The following is a 17,980-nucleotide window of genomic DNA, read 5'->3' as shown; positions in this document are numbered from 1 at the left end:
TTTAAGACTAAGAAAAATTCGAATCAAACTCAAGCCATTAAAAGTTTTAGTTTTTTTAAGCGTTCTCAGTTTTTGACAAAATTAAAATACAAATAAAAATCAAAAGCATGCCTATCCAACCCAACCATGAAACATGCTCACCCACCAACACAATGGCAAAAATCGCAGCAACTAAAGGTTCAAATAAAGTTAAGGTCGTTGCTTTACTGGCATTTACTGTTTTTAGTCCAAAACCAAAAAGTAAATAGCCCAAAAACATAGGAATCAGCATCATATAACCAGCAACAAGTAAATTGGTTGAACTTTGTAATAACCCACTACCTGTAACCAGTAAAGTAGGAAGCAAAATAACTGCCCCACCACCCATAATCATGCCCATTGCAGCTTTAGAGGCAACACCCCGATCTATTAATCTTTTTGCAGCCCATGAATAAAGTGAATAAGTTGTAGCTGCGACAAGCCCAAGAAAAATACCGAAGTATTTATTCCATTGATTTGTACTATCTAGAACCACATGACTTTCACCCATCGACAACATCGTTACACCAAGCACACCGCAAATAAAACTTAGAAACCAGATGGCAGACAAAGCTTTGCGATCAAAGAACCGCTCTAAAATTGCTGCGATCAGTGGAGCAGAACCAATTGAAACCACGGTGCCAATCGTAATACCTGCATAATGCATTGAGGAATAAAAAGCCAAAGGATAAATACCAACAGCCGCCACGCCTAAAAGCAGTATTAAAAGATTTTCCCTTATAAATCGTCGGTTTTCACGTATCGCTCGTGATGCAACCAACGCTTGTAAAAGACCGCCGCCACCCATCGCTACGGCGCCAATAGCGAGTGGGCCAAGTGTCGGTGCAAAAGCTGCGGCAGTACCAGTTGTTCCCCACAAAACAGAAGCAACTAAAATTGCAATTGTGCCCCCATAGCTACTATTTTTAATGAGGCTAATCATGTGAGCATTCTCTATTTAAAATGTCTTCTGCCATTTGTTTTGCTAATAGAAGTTGACGACTATTTCCTTCTAAGCCTGCTCGTGCCATAGAACCTTCTAAAAGAAAAGAAAGCTGCGTGGCCACATAACTAATGCGCTGTGAGTCTGGTATCAATTTTTTTAAATGTTCAGCAACAATAGCTTCGACTTCTTCCTTATGTTGTCTTACCGAACTTCGCCCTGCACTATTCGCAGGAAACTCAGCCGCAGCATTCAATAACCCGCAACCTCGAAAGCCTTTTTCATAGGCAAATTCCGCATGGTCTTGATAGGCATCAAATACGGCCAAGATAGCTTCTTTAGCTGTTTTTATTTTTTCTAACCGCTTTTGGTAGAGATCAAGCCACTCTTGATGGCGCGCAGCAATGTAGGCATCAACAAGCTCACCTTTTGAAGAAAAATTATTATAAAGCGACATCTTAGCAACATCTGCTTTATTCGTAACCGAGTTAATGCCAGTTGCAGTAATGCCGTCGTTATAAAACAAGGTTGCAGCAGCATCGAGAATTTTCTGTCTTGCAGATTTATCATTCATAGCTTTATTATTAAGTAGACCGACCTACCTAATAATAAAGATTTCTAACAATGATGCAATCTTTTTCCAAGTTATAATTTGAGCAATATTCACTTTGATAAAAATACAATGATGAAAAAAGTTCTAATGATGAGTATGTGCAGCGCATTACTTTTAGCTGGATGTAATAAAACATCAGAGCAAGATCAGACTGTATCTAAAGAGCAAAAATCAACTGAGCAAAAGGCCACTCAAAAACAAGACAGTAGCTGCTTACAAATTATGGTAGCTATGCACACGATTAATCAAAACAGCAAAATAGAAGACTTAAATCAAATTAATGAAAAGCTTAAAACGTGTGTTCCGTCTTTAAAAAATGATGAACAGCTTAAGCTGATTGATGCCTCAACAGCCATGTATCAACGTTTTTTTAAACAAGACTACACTGAAAAAACAGGCAGAGCGTTTGAAGCTTTTGGCTATGCTGTTTTAGAACATAAACAACAAGACCTTAAAAAGGTCATCCAAACTCAGAAAAAGCTCTTCAACCAACTGAGCCCACGTGATCAATATTTACTTCAGCATGAAGGCCAAGCCTACATTGAACTTCTCTATCAAGGCGAAGGCATGTTCACCTATCGACGTCAGCCAAACTATTTAGTTGATGTTTTTTCTAAAGCCTTACCCGCAGACCAAAAAGAGTTCTTAACTCGTATGGCAAAAGATAATCAAAATATTTTCTATAACGATGGTGCGTTGGCTATTTCTTGGAAAGAACTCACTGAACGGGCATTGTTTTGGGAAAAATTTATTCAAAAATATCCAAAAAGCCACTTTATTGGTGATGCTAAATTACTCTTTAACGAATATCGTTATTTTATTTTCTTTGGTCTAGATAACACGCCAGTGTCAGATGAATATGCACCAAACACATGGTTTGATAAAGATGCACTTCAACAAATTCGGTTTCTCTCTACACAAAATCAGTCGAGTTTAGCGAAACCAGCCCAACTGTTTCTTAAGTTTATTGCTACGCCTGTAGAGGAGCGTAATAAGCAATTTAAAATAGATTTAACTGATAAGAATGGCGATAAAAAATCAAATTATCAAATGACTCATGAACAACTTGAGCAGCGATTAAAATTAGACTCCCCATGGAACACTGAAGTCTATCGCGACTGCCATATAGATGCGGTTTGTATAGATACAAATTGACAATGCCACCCAACCTAAAACATGTTAGTCTGTAAATCGCTTGACGGAGCGCGAGTAATAACTCGCTGAGATTGTGTAAATTTTGTGTTATCGCAACACAAGTTTGAACATGAGTACCGTTGAACCTGATCAGGTTAAGACCTGCGTAGGAATCAAGCCATCTAAAAACATAAGCCTTAAATTTATCTAGCAAAGATAAATCCGCCATCGTTTTTGGTCGTGCTTGATTCGTTGATGTTATTCATAAGGATCATGTAATGAACCAGTTAACGAATCTTTCTTCTGCTGAAATTTCAGCACAACATGAACAAGATGCAAAAGATTTAACCCGCATCTTACCCGCTTCTAAAAAAGTTTATATTGAAGGCTCTCGTCCTGATATTCAGGTTCCAATGCGAGAAATTTCTTTAACAGATACTCCAACTGGTCTTGGCGGTGAACATAATCCCCCTGTTATGGTCTATGACACTTCAGGTGTTTATACCGACCCAAATGTTCAAATTGATTTAGACAAAGGTTTACCTTCAGTTCGCCAAAACTGGATTGAAGAACGTAACGATACTGACGTACTTTCTGGCTTAACTTCAACTTTTGGTCAAGAACGTTTAAAAGACATTCGCACCGCAGATATTCGCTTTGCTCACATTCAAAACCCACGCCGCGCTAAAGCTGGCAAAAATGTCTCTCAAATGCACTATGCCAAGCAAGGTATTATCACACCTGAAATGGAATATATTGCAATTCGTGAGAATCAGCGCCAGTGTGAAGGTGTTGATATGCGTCAGCATCCTGGACAAAATTTTGGTGCAAAAAACTTAAAAGAAATTACACCTGAATTTGTTCGTCAAGAAGTTGCCGAAGGTCGAGCAATCATTCCTGCCAACATTAACCATCCAGAACTTGAACCAATGATTATTGGTCGTAATTTCTTGGTTAAAATTAATGCCAACATTGGTAACTCAGCGCTTGGTTCTTCAATTGATGAAGAAGTTGCAAAAATGACTTGGGCAACCCGTTGGGGTGCCGACACCATTATGGATTTGTCAACAGGTAAAAATATTCATGAAACACGTGAATGGATTATTCGTAACTCACCTGTTCCAATCGGCACCGTACCTATTTATCAAGCGCTTGAAAAAGTTGATGGTGTTGCAGAAGACCTAACATGGGAAATCTTCAAAGACACACTAATTGAACAAGCCGAACAAGGCGTTGACTACTTCACGATTCACGCAGGTGTATTGCTTCGTTATGTTCCACTTACAGCAAACCGTTTAACAGGTATTGTGTCTCGTGGTGGTTCAATCATGGCGCAGTGGTGCCTAGCGCATCATGAAGAAAACTTCTTATACACTCATTTCGATGAAATCTGTGAAATCATGAAAGCCTATGACGTTTCATTTAGCTTAGGTGATGGCTTACGTCCGGGTTGTATCCAAGATGCAAATGACGAAGCACAGTTCAGCGAACTTAAAACACTAGGTGAGCTTACTCATCGTGCATGGGAACATGATGTTCAAGTCATGATTGAAGGCCCTGGTCACGTACCAATGCATATGATTAAAGAAAACATGGACCTTCAGCTAGAAGTGTGTAAAGAAGCGCCATTCTATACGCTTGGGCCATTAACAACAGATATCGCTCCGGGTTATGACCATATTACATCTGCAATTGGTGCAGCCATGATTGGTTGGTATGGCACAGCTATGCTTTGCTATGTGACACCAAAAGAGCATTTGGGTTTACCAAACAAAAAAGATGTTAAAGACGGGATTATTACCTACAAGCTTGCGGCACATGCTGCTGACCTTGCGAAAGGCCATCCGGGTGCTCAAGTTCGCGATAATGCCTTGTCAAAAGCTCGTTTTGAATTCCGTTGGGATGATCAGTTCAACTTAAGTCTAGACCCAGATACAGCGCGTAGCATGCATGATGAAACTTTACCAAAAGAGGCTCATAAATCTGCTCACTTCTGTTCAATGTGTGGACCGAAGTTCTGCTCGATGAAAATCACCCAGAATGTTCGTGACTATGCCAACAACCTCACTAATAGCAATTCAGAGGTTGAAGAAGGCCTCAAAGCCATGAAAGAGGTTTATCAAGAACAAGGCCAAAAACTGTATCATAAAGTGTAAATATTCAAAAAAAACACTTGCCTAGCCATGATTCTCGGTTAGGATGAAATAAATAGATTTCGTCCTGATCGAATCATGAGTATTGTTGAACGTCCAAGTTATACATCTAAAGATGTCGAAGTAACATCACGCGAATCTCTATTCCGTGGTTTTATTCAAGTTGAAAAAGTCAGCCTTCGACATCGTCTATTTAATCAAACTGAATATACTCATGTATTACAACGTGAACTTGTTCATCGTCCTGAAGCGGCTGGCGTTCTACTCTACAACGATCAAAGACAACAATTTGCACTTATTGAACAATTTCGAGTTGGCGCGATTAATGACGCCTATTCACCATGGCAACTGGAAATCATTGCAGGTGTATTAGATGGAGACGAGACTCCTGAAAGCTGTATTCGTCGTGAAACGCTTGAAGAGTCAGGATGTACAGTTAATCATGTACAACATCTATTTAGCTTTTATCCATCTGCTGGGGCGTGTTCAGAACTATTTCACTTATATGCTGCTGAAACAGACTTACCAACAAAAGGCGGAGTTTTTGGCATGCCTGATGAAGGTGAAAATATTCTTTTACATTTGTTTGACTACAGCGAAATATCAACATTATTGAGTCGAGGACGTTTGAGAAATGCTCCTGTCATTATGGCGTTACAATGGCTATCTCAACACATCACAACGATAATAAAATCCGACGAGGTAGGACGGTGACTTTTCAAGTCTCAACACTTTCACAAAAAGACCATGTCATTATACAAATTACAGATACTCACTTATTAGAGTATCCGCACTTAGAATTTGTGGGAATGAATCCTGAAGAAAGTTTTCATGCCATTATTCAACAGATCCTGAAAAGACATCCTGAAACTGATGCCATTATCCATACTGGAGATCTGGCTCAAGCACCAACGCCTATTACCTACAAACGTTATATTCAATATATGCAAACGTTAGGCCTGCCATTTTTTCAGACACTGGGTAATCATGATAACGTTGACCATTTTCCATTACATAAAGAAAACCCTCAGGAACCTGTGGTCATTTGTTTAGGAAGCTGGCGCGTTATTTTATTAAATAGTGCGGTAAAAGGTCAGATTGATGGGCACCTGTCGCCAGAACAACTACAAAATTTAGCGACATTACTTGAAGAGTTTTCGGATAACCCTGTTTTGCTGGCTTGTCATCATCATCCTTTCGCAATGAAATCTAAATGGATTGATCATCACAAGTTACAAAATTCTAATGCGTTGCTTACAACATTAGCTCCATTTAAAAATGTAAAAGCTTTAATCTGCGGGCACGTTCACCAAGACTCACTAAACACTTGGCAAGGGATCGAATTTTTCTCGACACCCTCAACAAGTGTTCAGTTCAAACCGTTTAGTAATGAATTTGCCCTAGACCAAAATGCACCTGGCTACCGTTACATTCGTCTAAAAAACGATGGTAGTTTTGAAACAAAAGTCTTCCGTCTTGAAAATTTTCAGGGCCTTATAAATACTGATATTTCAGGCTATTAGCTCTATTTCTTATATACTTATATGCAATTATGACTAGGCTAAACACGTTTTGAAAATATTTACGAGGTGGAATGACTATCATCTTGCAGGAAAAATCTATATGATGACGACCCGATGGGGAAATCCATCGATGGTTTTCTATAAAAACACTTGCATATCACCATATTTTTTGCGTATAGATAATACGTGTATGATGAGGAATGCCCTATTATGGCGAATGACAACCACAACCAAGTTTTGGATGAACATACAGAAGTTGTAGTGGAAGGCGAAAAAGCTTCTGCAAAACGTGCACGTAAAGTGAAACCTAAAACTTCTGATATAGGCACAACTGCAAGTTTATTTGGTATTGCACCTTATCAACCTAAGAAAAATGAAGAGTACATGTCTGAAGGACAGCTCGAGCATTTCCGACAAATTCTGCAGGCATGGAAAGCTGAATTAATGTCTGAAGTTGATCGTACGTTGAATACGATGCAAGACGAATCAACTGCATTACCCGATGTAAATGACCGTGCGACCCAAGAAGAAGAGTTTGCAATTGAATTGCGTACACGTGACCGTGAACGTAAGTTGATTCGTAAAATCGAACAATCTATGGAAGCAATTAAAAACGAAGACTACGGTTTCTGTGAAACATGTGGTATCGAAATCGGTGTACGTCGTTTAGAAGCACGCCCAACTGCAACTCTATGTATTGATTGCAAAACTTTGGCAGAAATCAAAGAGAAGCAAAATAACGGTTAATTGTGACTGTTGAGAATCCTCCAGTCGAGCACAGCTCGACTCTTGCGCAGCGGCGAAACAATGTTTCGCTGATTCGCTACTCAGGTCGGTTTGCGCCATCGCCAACCGGCCCTTTGCATTTTGGATCACTTATTACTGCCGTTGCCAGTTATTGTGATGCAAAAGCCCATCAAGGCACATGGCTTGTTCGGGTCGAAGACACAGATATCCCTCGTATTTATCCGGGTAGTGAAGATCATATTCTCACATCACTGGAAGCTTTCCAGTTCGAACCCGATGCAGAAATCATCTTTCAAAAAAACCGTTTAAACATTTACGAAAGTGTATTAGATCAACTTAAAAAAGAGGGTCTTGTTTATGCTTGTCAATGTACACGCAAAATGCTGGGTTCAAACGCAATCTATGCTGGAACTTGCCGCGATCTGAATCTTGATTTTCAAGACCAAGCAATTCGGGTAAAAGTTCAAGATCAACAAATCTGTTTTGATGACCGACTACAAGGAATTCATTGTTCTAATCTGCAACACGACCTTGGAGACTTTGTTCTTAAACGCCGTGATGGGATTATTAATTATCAACTTGCTGTCGTCGTGGATGATTATCTGCAAGGCATCACCCATGTCGTTCGAGGCTCAGACCTACTAGATAACACTGAACGTCAGATCTGGTTGGGTGAGCTCCTAAGCTATCCTAAGCTGAGCTATATGCACCTCCCCCTCGCCATGAACGATCAAGGGCAAAAGCTCTCTAAACAAAACCTTGCTCAGGCACTCGATTTATCTAAAGCACCTCAATTGCTGCAACAAGCCATACAAGCACTAGGCCAACCTAAGGTTGATTTAGACCAACCTAAAGTTATGCTTAAACAAGCGGTAGCGCAGTGGAATATAGATTTAATTCCACATGTAGAGCAGCTCAGCGGAACATACCTATAAATAAAAAAACCCGATATCAAATCGGGTTTTCTCATGCCTAAATATTCAACTAGAAGTTTGATTCTTCCCTTTCCGGGTTCACTTCTTGTGTCGAAGAATCAATCTTTAAGATCAAGCTAATCATCGCAGCACACATCATTAAAGATGTACCACCATAACTAATAAATGGCAGAGTCAAACCTTTAGTCGGCATCAAGCCCATGTTCATGCCCGCATTTACCAATATCTGGAGCAAGAAAATAATACTAATACCGTAAGCTAAATAGCCTGCGCGAAGGTAATGATGTTTCAATGCACGATGACCAATTTTGATGCAGCATGCCAACATCAAGAAAGACAAACCAATGACAATCGAAATACCAAAGAAACCAAACTCTTCGCCTAACACTGCCAACATAAAGTCAGTATGCGCTTCTGGCAAATAAGATAACTTTTGTACACTGTGCCCTAAGCCTGTACCAAACCATTCACCACGACCAAAAGCCATTAGTGCATTTGATAACTGGTAACCTACCCCTAATGGATCTGCCCATGGGTCAGTAAACGAAATCAAACGCTGGAAACGATACGGCTCAAACAAAATCAAAAATACGATACCGGTTACAATTGCACCTAACATAATTAAGAACTGTGTTGGCGGTGCACCAGCTAAAAAGAATACCCCGACCATCATCAATACAATTACGATCGTAGCACCCAAGTCAGGCTCAGCAATAATCAAACCAACCGTAATTGCCATGACCCCACTTAAACGTAATAAGCCTTTCCAATGAGTACGAACCTCTTTGGCACGGCGCACAACGTAGTCTGCGGTAAAGATTGCCATCATGACTTTGGCAACCTCGGTTGGCTGTAAGGTAAAGCCACCGATCTTAATCCAACGTGTAGAACCATTCACTTCTGAACCCACCACCAAAGCAGCAAGCAACAGAACCATGGTCAACAGCCACAGCGGGAAAGTATTTTTAAACCACGTATTGAGTGATATCCGATAGGTCAAATATGCCACCACAGCCGCAGCGACAATCGAAATACCATGACGAATCACATAGTGAAACGGGTTTTCATGCATATATTCAGCATAGGGCATCGAAGCAGACGCCACCATCACTGAACCGATACATAACAATGCAACGACACAGAAAATCAGGACATTACGTGGCGTCACTTCCGCTGGCCATTTAGGCAATATCCGTTCATACCAATGATTGATTTTCTGGATTGTGGTCTGAGCTAAGCCTGCCATACTACATTCCTAATCATGTTTCTTTAAACCAACGAATTGACACAGGCAACAAACTGCTGACCACGGTCATTATAACTTTTAAACATATCAAAACTTGCACAGGCTGGTGATAACAACACCACATCTTCAGCTTGTGTTTCACGTTGACACAGCTCTACAGCCTCTTTGAGCGTTGCTGCATGCAAAATTTTGGTTGCGCCCTGAATTGCTTGTTCAATAACTGGAGCATCTTCACCAATCAATACCACAACTTTGGCATATTTTTCGATAGAAGAACGTAATGGACCAAAATCCTGACCTTTACCCTGCCCACCTAAAATCAAGGCAACCTTACCTTTTTTAACCTCAATTGCAGCACCTAAACCGTCAATTGCTGCAAGTGTAGCACCAACGTTAGTCCCTTTAGAGTCATTATAATAACGTACATCATGTACAGTTCTCACATACTCACAGCGGTGCTCTAATCCTTTAAATTGTTTTAACGTTTCAAGCATAGATTCCATAGGTAAACCAATTGCTTCACCTAATGCCAAACAAGCTAAAGCATTGGCTACGTTGTGCATGCCTTGAATATATAAATCTGAGCTTTTAATTAAACGCTGCAAACCACGTGCAAGCCAAAGCGTGCCATCACCATCTCTTAAAACACCATATTGATTTAAGTCTGGTGCATTTAGACCAAAGCTTTGCATTGGTGTTGTATCTGGAACAAGGGGGCGACTTAAAGCATCATCACGATTAAATATAACTTTTTTAACGCCTTGGAAAATACGATGTTTTGCTTGGTGGTAGCCCCACATATCACCATGACGATCTAGATGGTCTTCACTCATGTTAAGAACCACAGCAACCTCAGCATTTAAATGTGAGGTGGTTTCCAACTGAAAACTTGATAGCTCAAGTACAAGCAACTCTGGTTGGTCTTTTAGCAAGTCTAGAGCTGGGCGTCCCAGGTTTCCACCCACAGCAACTTTTTTACCCGCATCTTTAGCCATTAAACCAATTAAAGTCGTGACTGTACTTTTCGCATTAGAACCCGTAATAGCCACAATAGGCACTTCTGTCGCACGGCGTAATAATTGAATGTCGCCTACCACTGAAATACCTTGAGCAATAGCTGCCTGAATTTCTGGTAATTGCGGTGCAAGGCCTGGGCTTAAAATAATTTCTTCTGCTTGTAATAATAATTCTTGGTCAAGTTGACCAAAACTGGTTTTAACGCCAGCTGGAATCTGATCATGACCAGGAGGGGTTGGACGAGAGTCCGTTACTGCAACTTGGTAGCCTTGTTCATGCAGGAAATTAACAGCAGAAACGCCTGATATTCCCAAGCCTGCGACAACTTTTAATCCACCACGTTGTATTAACATTTTTGCCCCACAATTTATCAATCGACAGAATGGCAAAAATGTTAGCACTTTGCTGTTTTGAATGCTTTTTCAGTTTGAACTTTATTCATCTTTTTTTGTGTCAGTGCGTAAAAAAGCCATCAATATGATGGCTTTTTATACAGAAAATTAACGCCACTTCACCGTTTGTACTGGAGCGGACTTTTGTGCAGGTGCATCATCAGTAGAACAGCCACAATTACCACCACAGCCAGCAACTTGTTTAGGCTTCAACCATGTCGCCAAACGTTGCCAACCTAACCGTTGGCACTGGGTTGATAAAGCCAGAAATACTGACGTCGATGTTTGAGGAAATACCTTTTTAAAGACAACAATGGCACTCCACAACACCAATACAGCAACAATAAGGTAATCAAACATAAGCACCTCCAATTAACCCCAAATGCGTGATGCAATCTGGTAAGTTAAAAATGACATGAGATAAGCCAAACCAAATAAATAAGTAGTCATGACTGCCACATGTTTCCATGAACCTGTCTCACGGCGTACTGTTGCCAAGGTTGCCAAACAATGTGGTGCATAAATAAACCAGACTAATAAAGATAAACCAGTAGCAAATGACCAGCCTGTGCCATCTGCACTAATCAAATGGGCAAGCCCCTGTGCAACAGCATGATCATCTGCACCAGATAACGCATATACGGTACCCAAGGCTGCTACAACAACTTCACGTGCAGCCATTGCAGGAATCAAAGCTACTACGATTTGCCAGTTAAAGCCAAGCGGTGCAAATAAAGGCTGAATAAAGTGCCCTGCCATACCCGCGAAGCTATAATCAATAGCAGGTAACGTTGTGCCTTCTGGTGCTTGAGGGAAAGTACACAAGAACCAAAGAATAATGGTCAATGCAACAATAATCCCACCGACACGACGTAAGAAAATCTTTGCTCGCTCCATCAACCCAATAGCAATACTTTTTGGGTCAGGAAAACGATAACTTGGTAATTCCATTAACAAGGCATGCTGTGATTTATCTTTGCGTAAAAACTTCATCACGAAGGCAACACAGAGCGCACTTAAGATGCCCGCCATGTATAAACCAAAAAGCACTAAACCTTGTAAGTTAAAAATACCTAAAACAGTTTGACTTGGAATAAAAGCACCGATTAACAAGGCATAGACAGGCAAACGTGCCGAACATGTCATGAGAGGTGCAACCATGATCGTGGTAAAACGGTCACGTGAGTCACTAATACTTCGGGTCGCCATAATGCCGGGAATCGCACAGGCAAAACTCGATAATAATGGAATAAAAGAACGGCCACTCAAACCCGCCTTAAACATTAATTTATCGAGTAAGAATGCTGCACGCGGCAAATAACCAGATTCTTCCAACACCAAAATAAAGAAGAAGAGAATCAAAATTTGTGGCAAGAATGCCAACACTGTGCCTGCGCCTGCTAAAACACCATCTACTACTAAACTTCGTAGCACAGGTTGATGGATGGCTCCATTTAACCACGTACCTAACCACGGAATTACGCCATCTTCAATAGCAGCTTTAAAGGGTTCAGCCCAAGCAAAGACCGCCTGAAAGACAATAAACATCATCACTGCCAAGCTGAGTAAACCCAACACAGGATGTAAAAAAATTCGATCTAGAAAGTCAGTACGCTTATCATCATGATCAACAAAATTCACCACATCTTTAAAAATCATTTCGATTTTCTGATGATGCCCACCACTTAAACCACTCATTTCAGTATGCGGTACGGTATATTTTTCTTGGTCGAGCGCATGTAATAAGTTTTCAATGCCTGAGTTACGTACGGCAACTGTCTCAACAACCGGAACACCTAAACGCTCAGATAGTTTCTGTGTATTGATCTGAATACCACGACGACGCGCTTCATCCATCATGTTCAACACAACCAGAATTGGGCGTCCTAATTCAATGATTTCAAGCACCAAACCTAAATGCAGTTTTAAGTTTGTCGCATCGACAATACATAAAAATGCATCTTGTTGTCCTTCTTCAGCAATTTTACCTTGGCAGACATCACGGGTAATTTCTTCATCTGGACTGGTTGCCTGCAAACTATAAGTTCCTGGCAAATCCAGTACCCTAACTGCACGGCCAGAAGGCAGCTGAAAATGCCCAACTTTACGCTCTACGGTTACACCCGCATAGTTAGCAACTTTTTGTCTTGTCCCAGTTAAGTGGTTAAACAGTGAAGTTTTACCGCAGTTTGGGTTTCCCACAAGGGCAATACGTAGCGCATCACTCATGCGGGTACTCCTTCTAACTGAATCTCGATTTTTTCCGCTTCTGCTTTACGTAAAGCGAAACGAGTAAAGCCAATTTGGATTAAGATCGGATCACCACCAAAAATACCCTTGGTAATCACTTCCACTCGTGTGCCTGGCACAAAGCCCAGACTTTCCAAACGAATTGCGACCAAATCTTGCTGCTCGGACTCTATCGATATCCGATTCACATTGGTGATGGTCGCCGCTTGCTTCACTTTTAAAGCTGATAAACGCACCGCATCCGATCCTAAACCTTTTTTTCTAGTATACATATAAATGAGAATAATTACCAAATAAGGTTAAATTTCACTTCTTATTTAGTTTAATCGACAAACCTTAAAGTTTCTTTTACAGTACAGAGGTTTAGAGGATGTAGTGTATGTTAAATAAGAAACCGCGTATTCCAAGCCCAGTTCAAATTCCTGAACATTTAAGCTTTTTACAAGGTTTTCGCGACTATCTCGTTGCCCAGACAGTGAGTCCACATACACGAAATGCTTATTTATCAGACCTCATTCAATGTAGTGAACTCCATAAAAAAAATGCTCTTCCACAGTGGTCAAGTGATGACATCGCCGATGTTCTTATTGAACTGACAAAAGCAGGAAAAAGCCCCCGCTCCATTGCTCGCTGCTTATCTGCTCTACGCCAGTTTTACAAATTTTTACGTGAACAGAAATTACGTAGTGACAATCCGGTTGCAACCCACCACTCTCCTAAAATTGGACGAGCATTACCTAAAGATCTATCGGAAGAAGATGTAGAAGCGCTGATTCAGGCACCAGATATTAATACAGCACTTGGCTTACGTGACCGAGCAATGTTTGAAGTACTTTATGCATGTGGCTTACGTGTTTCAGAACTACTTAACTTGCGTCTAGAACTCATTAATTTAAAACAAGGCTATTTGCGTGTTACGGGTAAAGGCAATAAAGAGCGTTTGGTACCGTTAGGTCAATTTGCCTGTGAATGGGTAGAACGTTATTTGAATAATGCTCGGCCTCAACTCTACAAAAGCTCGACTGACTATCTTTTTTTAACTCAACAGGGTGGAATTATGAGCCGTCAGAACTTTTGGTATGCTATTAAACGCTATGCGCTTCAAGCCAATATTCAAGCTGAACTTTCACCTCATACCTTACGTCATGCCTTTGCAACGCATCTGCTCAATCATGGTGCTGACTTACGCGTCGTACAAATGTTGCTTGGTCATAGCGATTTATCTACAACACAAATCTATACGCATGTTGCACAAGTACGAATGCAACAATTACATGAAAAACATCACCCTAGAGGATGATAAAGCTTTAAAGCTCTAGATAAGTATTTCATATCAATCATTTGATTTCGTTCACAAAGGTTAAGAAAGTTTTAACAATACGCATTAGATTTTTTGTTATGCTTAGCAGCTTCTGACTATAAATACTGATGAAATAAGGGTTATCTATGTCTTTTACCCGCTCTCAAATTTTTCTTGCCTGTACTCTGGCATCTAGCCTTTTGTTCAGCGCTTGTTCTAAAGAAAACAAACCACAAAAAGAAGATTCGCTCACAGCGACTGCACCTGCTACAGGGGAAGCTTCAACCATTATCGAACGTAATGCCAAGCAGCGTTTGATCGAAACTTTGCAGAAACAATTTAAGAATGCAAATATCAACGCCAAGATCTTAGATATCAAGCCGACTGAGGTTCCTAATTTATATTGGGTAAATCTCGAAGGGATGACCTCGGTTTATACGACCAGTGATGGAAAATATTTAATTCAGGGTGATGTCATCCGATTAGGAGGCAAAGAGCTTCATAATATTGGAGATAATCTTCAAGCTTCAGAAAATAAAAAGCATCTTGCAGCTTTAAAAAATGAAGATCTGATTGTTTACCCTGCAAAAGGTAAGGCTAAACACGTGATTTATGTGTTTACCGATGCAAGTTGTCCTTATTGCCATAAGCTCCATGAACACATACCCGAAATTAATGAAAAGGGTATTGAGGTACGCTATATTGCTTGGCCACGTGGTGAGCAATTTATGCCGACCATGGAAGCTGTATGGTGTAGCGCAGATCGCAAAGCTGCCTTTAGCCAAGCAGTACAAGGTGTAAATATTCCACCTGCTCAATGTAAAAACCCTGTTCGAGAGCAATATCAACTTGGCTTAAACATGGGTGTAAATGGTACACCTGCGATTTATAATGTTGATGGCGAGTACTTGGGTGGATATCTAACACCAGATGAATTAATTAAACGTCTGGATAAATAATCTACTCAAAGTTGATGAATGATTAATCGTTCATCTCTTATAAAAAGCGCTGCTCTCATTGCAGCGCTTTGTTTTTTCAACAAATAATACTTTACCTATCAGTGTTTAAAGACTGATCTACTCTTCTTTTCCAAACATCGCACTCTAATTCATTGAACAGGCACTAAAAGCGCTAGAGTCTGGCGTTTTTTTTAGCTATGATCTAGCTTCAACTAAATGATTAAATGATGAATGGAGTGTGACGTGAAACCAGTTCGCCTGGCAATACTCGGTCTAGGAACCGTAGGTGGAGGAGCCCTTAAACTACTACAAGAAAATGCCGCTGAAATTAAACGTCGCACCGGTCGAGAAATTCAAATTACCCACGTTGGAACACGTCGTCCTCGTCCAGATCTCGAACTGGAAGGGATTAAACAAAGCGCAGATTTACTTGATATCGTTCGTCAACCAGACGTTGATATGGTTGTGGAAGTGATGGGTGGTATACACCCTGCTTACGAAGTTATTATGGAAGCAATCAAACACGGCAAACAAGTCGTGACTGCAAATAAAGCTTTACTCGCTGAACATGGCAACGAACTATTTAAAGCAGCAGAAGATAATGCTGTACAAATTGCCTATGAAGCAGCAGTTGCTGGCGGCATTCCAATTATTAAAGTCATCCGCGAAGGCCTTGCTGCAAACCACATTGAATGGTTGGCAGGCATCATTAATGGTACAGGCAACTTTATTCTGACTGAAATGCGTGAAAAAGGTCGTGCATTTGATGATGTATTAAAAGAAGCTCAAGAATTGGGTTATGCAGAAGCAGATCCAACTTTTGACGTTGAAGGTATCGATGCTGCGCACAAACTTACAATTTTAGCGTCTTGTGCTTTTGGTATTCCTCTTCAATTCGATAAGGTCTATACCGAAGGTATTAGCAAAATTACCGCACAAGATGTGAAATATGCCGAAGATCTCGGTTTCCGCATTAAACACCTCGGAATTGCACGTCGTGCTGAAAAGGGTATTGAACTACGTGTTCACCCAACCCTCATTCCAGATGAGCAGCTTATTGCAAATGTAAACGGCGTTAAAAATGCTGTTTTAGTTCAAGCTCATGCTGTAGGCCCTACACTTTATTATGGCGCTGGTGCTGGTGCTGGTCCAACAGCTTCTGCTGTTGTTGCCGATGTAATTGATATTGTTCGTGACATCTCTTATACCGAAGACGGTGCAGGAACAATTCCTCAGTTGGCTTTTGAAGCATTAACAAATGTGCCAATTTTAAGCCGTGAAGAAATGACCACAGGTTATTACATACGCTTAAATGCAGAAGACCAAACAGGCGTACTTGCAGATGTCACTACCATCTTAAGCCGCGCTGGAATTAGTATTGATGCCATCATGCAGCAATCCCGTTTAAAAGACCTTATTCCAATCGTGATTCTGACCGATCCAATCGTTGAATCTAAAATGGATGAGGCTCTTGCACAAATCCAAGCATTACCTGCTATTCGTGGCGAAATCGTAAGAATTCGTTTAGAATCGCTCGATAGTTAATCAGGTTGAGGGAAAGATTCCCTCTCCCGCTTCACCTCTAATTGGAACACCATCATGTCTAATGCCAATCGTTATACTGGTCTTGTAGATCGTTATCGTGACCGTTTGCCAGTTTCGGCAACTACTCGTGCTATCTCTTTGGGTGAAGGCAACACCCCACTCATTAAACTAGAGAATATCCCACGTATTATTGGCAAAGATGTTGAAATTTATGTGAAATATGAGGGTTTAAACCCAACTGGTTCATTTAAAGACCGTGGTATGACCATGGCTGTAACCAAAGCGGTTGAAGAAGGCTCTAAAGCGATTATCTGTGCATCTACTGGTAACACTTCTGCTGCTGCTGCTGCTTATGCTGCACGTGCAGGTATCAAAGCATTTGTTTTGATTCCAGAAGGCAAAATTGCAATGGGTAAAATGGCGCAAGCGATGATGTATGGTGCGATCACTATGCAAATCCGTGGTAACTTCGATGATGGTATGCGTCTTGTAAAAGAAGTTGCTGATCAAGCGCCAGTAACGATTGTAAACTCAATCAACCCTTACCGTTTGCAAGGTCAAAAAACCATTGCTTATGAAATTGTTGAGGCTTTAGGCCGTGCACCTGATTATCACTGCTTACCTGTTGGTAATGCGGGTAACATCACAGCTCACTGGATGGGTTATACCGAAGCGGTAGCAAATCAACCTGCTGATCAATTTGAACAAGTGATTTATGATGCAGCTACTGATCAATTCACTGGTCCAAAACCTGAAGGTTTACCAACAATGGTTGGTTACCAAGCTTCTGGCGCAGCTCCATTCTTACGTGGCGCTCCAGTTGAAAACCCAGAAACAGTTGCAACTGCAATTCGTATTGGTAATCCACAAAGCTGGAACCATGCAAAAGCTGTGGTACGCGACTCTAAAGGCTGGTTTGATGAACTTCAAGATAGCGAAATTTTAGAAGCTCAACGCTTACTTTCTATGTATGAAGGTGTATTTGTTGAGCCAGCATCTGCTGCTTCTATTGGCGGTGCGATTCGTGACATTAAAGCAGGTAAAATTGCTGAAGGTTCTGTAATTGTATGTACAGTAACTGGTAATGGCTTGAAAGATCCTGACACTGCAATCAAACAATGTGCTGATGCAGTTATGTTGTCAATTGATGCAACAATGAGCCAAGTAAAAGATTCGATTTTATCTAATATGTAAAATCTGAATTT

17 protein-coding genes and 1 riboswitch are annotated in these 17,980 nt (G+C 40.7%); of the genes, 10 read left to right on the top strand and 7 right to left on the bottom strand.

All coding sequences use genetic code 11. The annotated features are described in order from the left end of the window. Positions 1-55: 55 nt before the first annotated feature. Complete coding sequence (locus tag WA249_RS15745; RefSeq protein ID WP_336170054.1) at positions 56-961, bottom strand: DMT family transporter; 906 nt, start codon at positions 959-961, stop codon at positions 56-58. Continuing rightward, positions 954-1,535 carry a TetR/AcrR family transcriptional regulator gene (locus tag WA249_RS15740; RefSeq protein WP_336170052.1) on the bottom strand — a complete coding sequence of 194 codons (582 nt, stop codon included), beginning with the start codon at positions 1,533-1,535 and terminating at the stop codon, positions 954-956. Before WA249_RS15740 ends, WA249_RS15745 begins: the two co-directional genes overlap by 8 nt. Positions 1,536-1,643: 108 nt before the next feature. Between WA249_RS15740 and WA249_RS15735 the strand changes: the two genes are divergently transcribed. The 6 genes from WA249_RS15735 (at position 1,644) to gluQRS (ending at position 8,066) form a co-directional block, all read left to right on the top strand. Then, positions 1,644-2,729, top strand: coding sequence for a hypothetical protein (locus WA249_RS15735; protein ID WP_336170050.1), 1,086 nt, complete (start codon positions 1,644-1,646; stop codon positions 2,727-2,729). Positions 2,730-2,763: 34 nt separating this feature from the next. Next, a riboswitch (TPP riboswitch) is annotated at positions 2,764-2,898 on the top strand. A gap of 88 nt (positions 2,899-2,986) precedes the next feature. Continuing rightward, positions 2,987-4,864 carry a phosphomethylpyrimidine synthase ThiC gene (thiC, locus tag WA249_RS15730; RefSeq protein ID WP_336170048.1) on the top strand — a complete coding sequence of 626 codons (1,878 nt, stop codon included), beginning with the start codon at positions 2,987-2,989 and terminating at the stop codon, positions 4,862-4,864. Positions 4,865-4,939: 75 nt separating this feature from the next. Continuing rightward, a complete protein-coding gene (locus tag WA249_RS15725) occupies positions 4,940-5,575 on the top strand; it encodes an NUDIX domain-containing protein (protein WP_336170046.1) in 636 nt (211 codons plus the stop codon). Beyond that, positions 5,572-6,384: a 3',5'-cyclic-AMP phosphodiesterase gene (gene cpdA, locus WA249_RS15720; RefSeq protein ID WP_336170044.1), complete on the top strand. Its 813-nt coding sequence runs from the start codon at positions 5,572-5,574 to the stop codon at positions 6,382-6,384. The genes WA249_RS15725 and cpdA overlap by 4 nt, the downstream gene beginning before the upstream one ends. A 210-nt stretch (positions 6,385-6,594) precedes the next feature. Continuing rightward, entirely contained in the window at positions 6,595-7,131 is a 537-nt protein-coding gene (dksA, locus tag WA249_RS15715; protein WP_336170043.1) for an RNA polymerase-binding protein DksA, read from the top strand. Positions 7,132-7,133: 2 nt separating this feature from the next. Then, on the top strand, positions 7,134-8,066 hold the full coding sequence (gluQRS, locus tag WA249_RS15710) for a tRNA glutamyl-Q(34) synthetase GluQRS (RefSeq protein WP_336170042.1): 933 nt from the start codon (positions 7,134-7,136) through the stop codon (positions 8,064-8,066). A gap of 49 nt (positions 8,067-8,115) precedes the next feature. Here gluQRS and ftsW read toward each other — a convergent pair whose 3' ends face one another. From ftsW to WA249_RS15685, 5 genes are all read right to left on the bottom strand, one after another. Further along, a complete protein-coding gene (gene ftsW, locus WA249_RS15705; RefSeq protein WP_016139507.1) occupies positions 8,116-9,312 on the bottom strand; it encodes a putative lipid II flippase FtsW in 1,197 nt (398 codons plus the stop codon). Between the two features lie 23 nt (positions 9,313-9,335). Beyond that, the gene (murD, locus tag WA249_RS15700) at positions 9,336-10,682 is read right to left on the bottom strand and encodes a UDP-N-acetylmuramoyl-L-alanine--D-glutamate ligase (RefSeq protein WP_336170041.1); all 1,347 of its coding nucleotides are present in this window, start codon (positions 10,680-10,682) and stop codon (positions 9,336-9,338) included. Between the two features lie 147 nt (positions 10,683-10,829). Then, positions 10,830-11,081: a DUF6587 family protein gene (locus WA249_RS15695; protein WP_309455567.1), complete on the bottom strand. Its 252-nt coding sequence runs from the start codon at positions 11,079-11,081 to the stop codon at positions 10,830-10,832. Positions 11,082-11,093: 12 nt separating this feature from the next. Continuing rightward, complete coding sequence (gene feoB, locus WA249_RS15690; protein WP_336170036.1) at positions 11,094-12,950, bottom strand: ferrous iron transporter B; 1,857 nt, start codon at positions 12,948-12,950, stop codon at positions 11,094-11,096. Continuing rightward, positions 12,947-13,207, bottom strand: a complete 261-nt coding sequence (locus WA249_RS15685; protein WP_336170034.1) for a FeoA family protein — start codon at positions 13,205-13,207, stop codon at positions 12,947-12,949. Before WA249_RS15685 ends, feoB begins: the two co-directional genes overlap by 4 nt. Before the next feature lie 143 nt (positions 13,208-13,350). Between WA249_RS15685 and xerD the strand changes: the two genes are divergently transcribed. The 4 genes from xerD to thrC all read left to right on the top strand — a co-directional run bounded on the left by xerD (position 13,351) and on the right by thrC (position 17,969). Then, positions 13,351-14,271, top strand: coding sequence for a site-specific tyrosine recombinase XerD (gene xerD, locus WA249_RS15680; RefSeq protein WP_336170032.1), 921 nt, complete (start codon positions 13,351-13,353; stop codon positions 14,269-14,271). A 146-nt stretch (positions 14,272-14,417) separates the two neighbouring features. Then, entirely contained in the window at positions 14,418-15,230 is an 813-nt protein-coding gene (locus WA249_RS15675) for a DsbC family protein (RefSeq protein ID WP_199968530.1), read from the top strand. Positions 15,231-15,473: 243 nt separating this feature from the next. After that, positions 15,474-16,775 (top strand): homoserine dehydrogenase, encoded by a 1,302-nt coding sequence (locus WA249_RS15670; RefSeq protein WP_336170029.1) that lies wholly within the window; start codon positions 15,474-15,476, stop codon positions 16,773-16,775. A 54-nt stretch (positions 16,776-16,829) separates the two neighbouring features. Next, a complete protein-coding gene (gene thrC, locus WA249_RS15665; protein WP_003654438.1) occupies positions 16,830-17,969 on the top strand; it encodes a threonine synthase in 1,140 nt (379 codons plus the stop codon). Positions 17,970-17,980: the final 11 nt, after the last annotated feature.

The sequence above is a fragment of the Acinetobacter sp. 161(2023) genome (assembly GCF_037027805.1).
Classification (GTDB): domain Bacteria; phylum Pseudomonadota; class Gammaproteobacteria; order Pseudomonadales; family Moraxellaceae; genus Acinetobacter.
The sequence above is the reverse complement of the archived record's forward strand: the minus strand, read 5'-3'. Positions and strand labels throughout refer to the sequence as shown.

Excerpts from the sequence above, each read along its gene's own strand:
- WA249_RS15735 (WP_336170050.1), top strand. The coding sequence starts at position 1,644 with ATGATGAAAAAAGTTCTAATGATGAGTATGTGCAGCGCATTACTTTTA.
- ftsW (WP_016139507.1), bottom strand. The coding sequence starts at position 9,312 with ATGGCAGGCTTAGCTCAGACCACAATCCAGAAAATCAATCATTGGTAT.
- WA249_RS15695 (WP_309455567.1), bottom strand. The coding sequence starts at position 11,081 with ATGTTTGATTACCTTATTGTTGCTGTATTGGTGTTGTGGAGTGCCATT.
- dksA (WP_336170043.1), top strand. The coding sequence starts at position 6,595 with ATGGCGAATGACAACCACAACCAAGTTTTGGATGAACATACAGAAGTT.
- murD (WP_336170041.1), bottom strand. The coding sequence starts at position 10,682 with ATGTTAATACAACGTGGTGGATTAAAAGTTGTCGCAGGCTTGGGAATA.
- thrC (WP_003654438.1), top strand. The coding sequence starts at position 16,830 with ATGTCTAATGCCAATCGTTATACTGGTCTTGTAGATCGTTATCGTGAC.
- WA249_RS15725 (WP_336170046.1), top strand. The coding sequence starts at position 4,940 with ATGAGTATTGTTGAACGTCCAAGTTATACATCTAAAGATGTCGAAGTA.
- WA249_RS15745 (WP_336170054.1), bottom strand. The coding sequence starts at position 961 with ATGATTAGCCTCATTAAAAATAGTAGCTATGGGGGCACAATTGCAATT.
- thiC (WP_336170048.1), top strand. The coding sequence starts at position 2,987 with ATGAACCAGTTAACGAATCTTTCTTCTGCTGAAATTTCAGCACAACAT.
- WA249_RS15675 (WP_199968530.1), top strand. The coding sequence starts at position 14,418 with ATGTCTTTTACCCGCTCTCAAATTTTTCTTGCCTGTACTCTGGCATCT.
- feoB (WP_336170036.1), bottom strand. The coding sequence starts at position 12,950 with ATGAGTGATGCGCTACGTATTGCCCTTGTGGGAAACCCAAACTGCGGT.
- xerD (WP_336170032.1), top strand. The coding sequence starts at position 13,351 with ATGTTAAATAAGAAACCGCGTATTCCAAGCCCAGTTCAAATTCCTGAA.
- WA249_RS15740 (WP_336170052.1), bottom strand. The coding sequence starts at position 1,535 with ATGAATGATAAATCTGCAAGACAGAAAATTCTCGATGCTGCTGCAACC.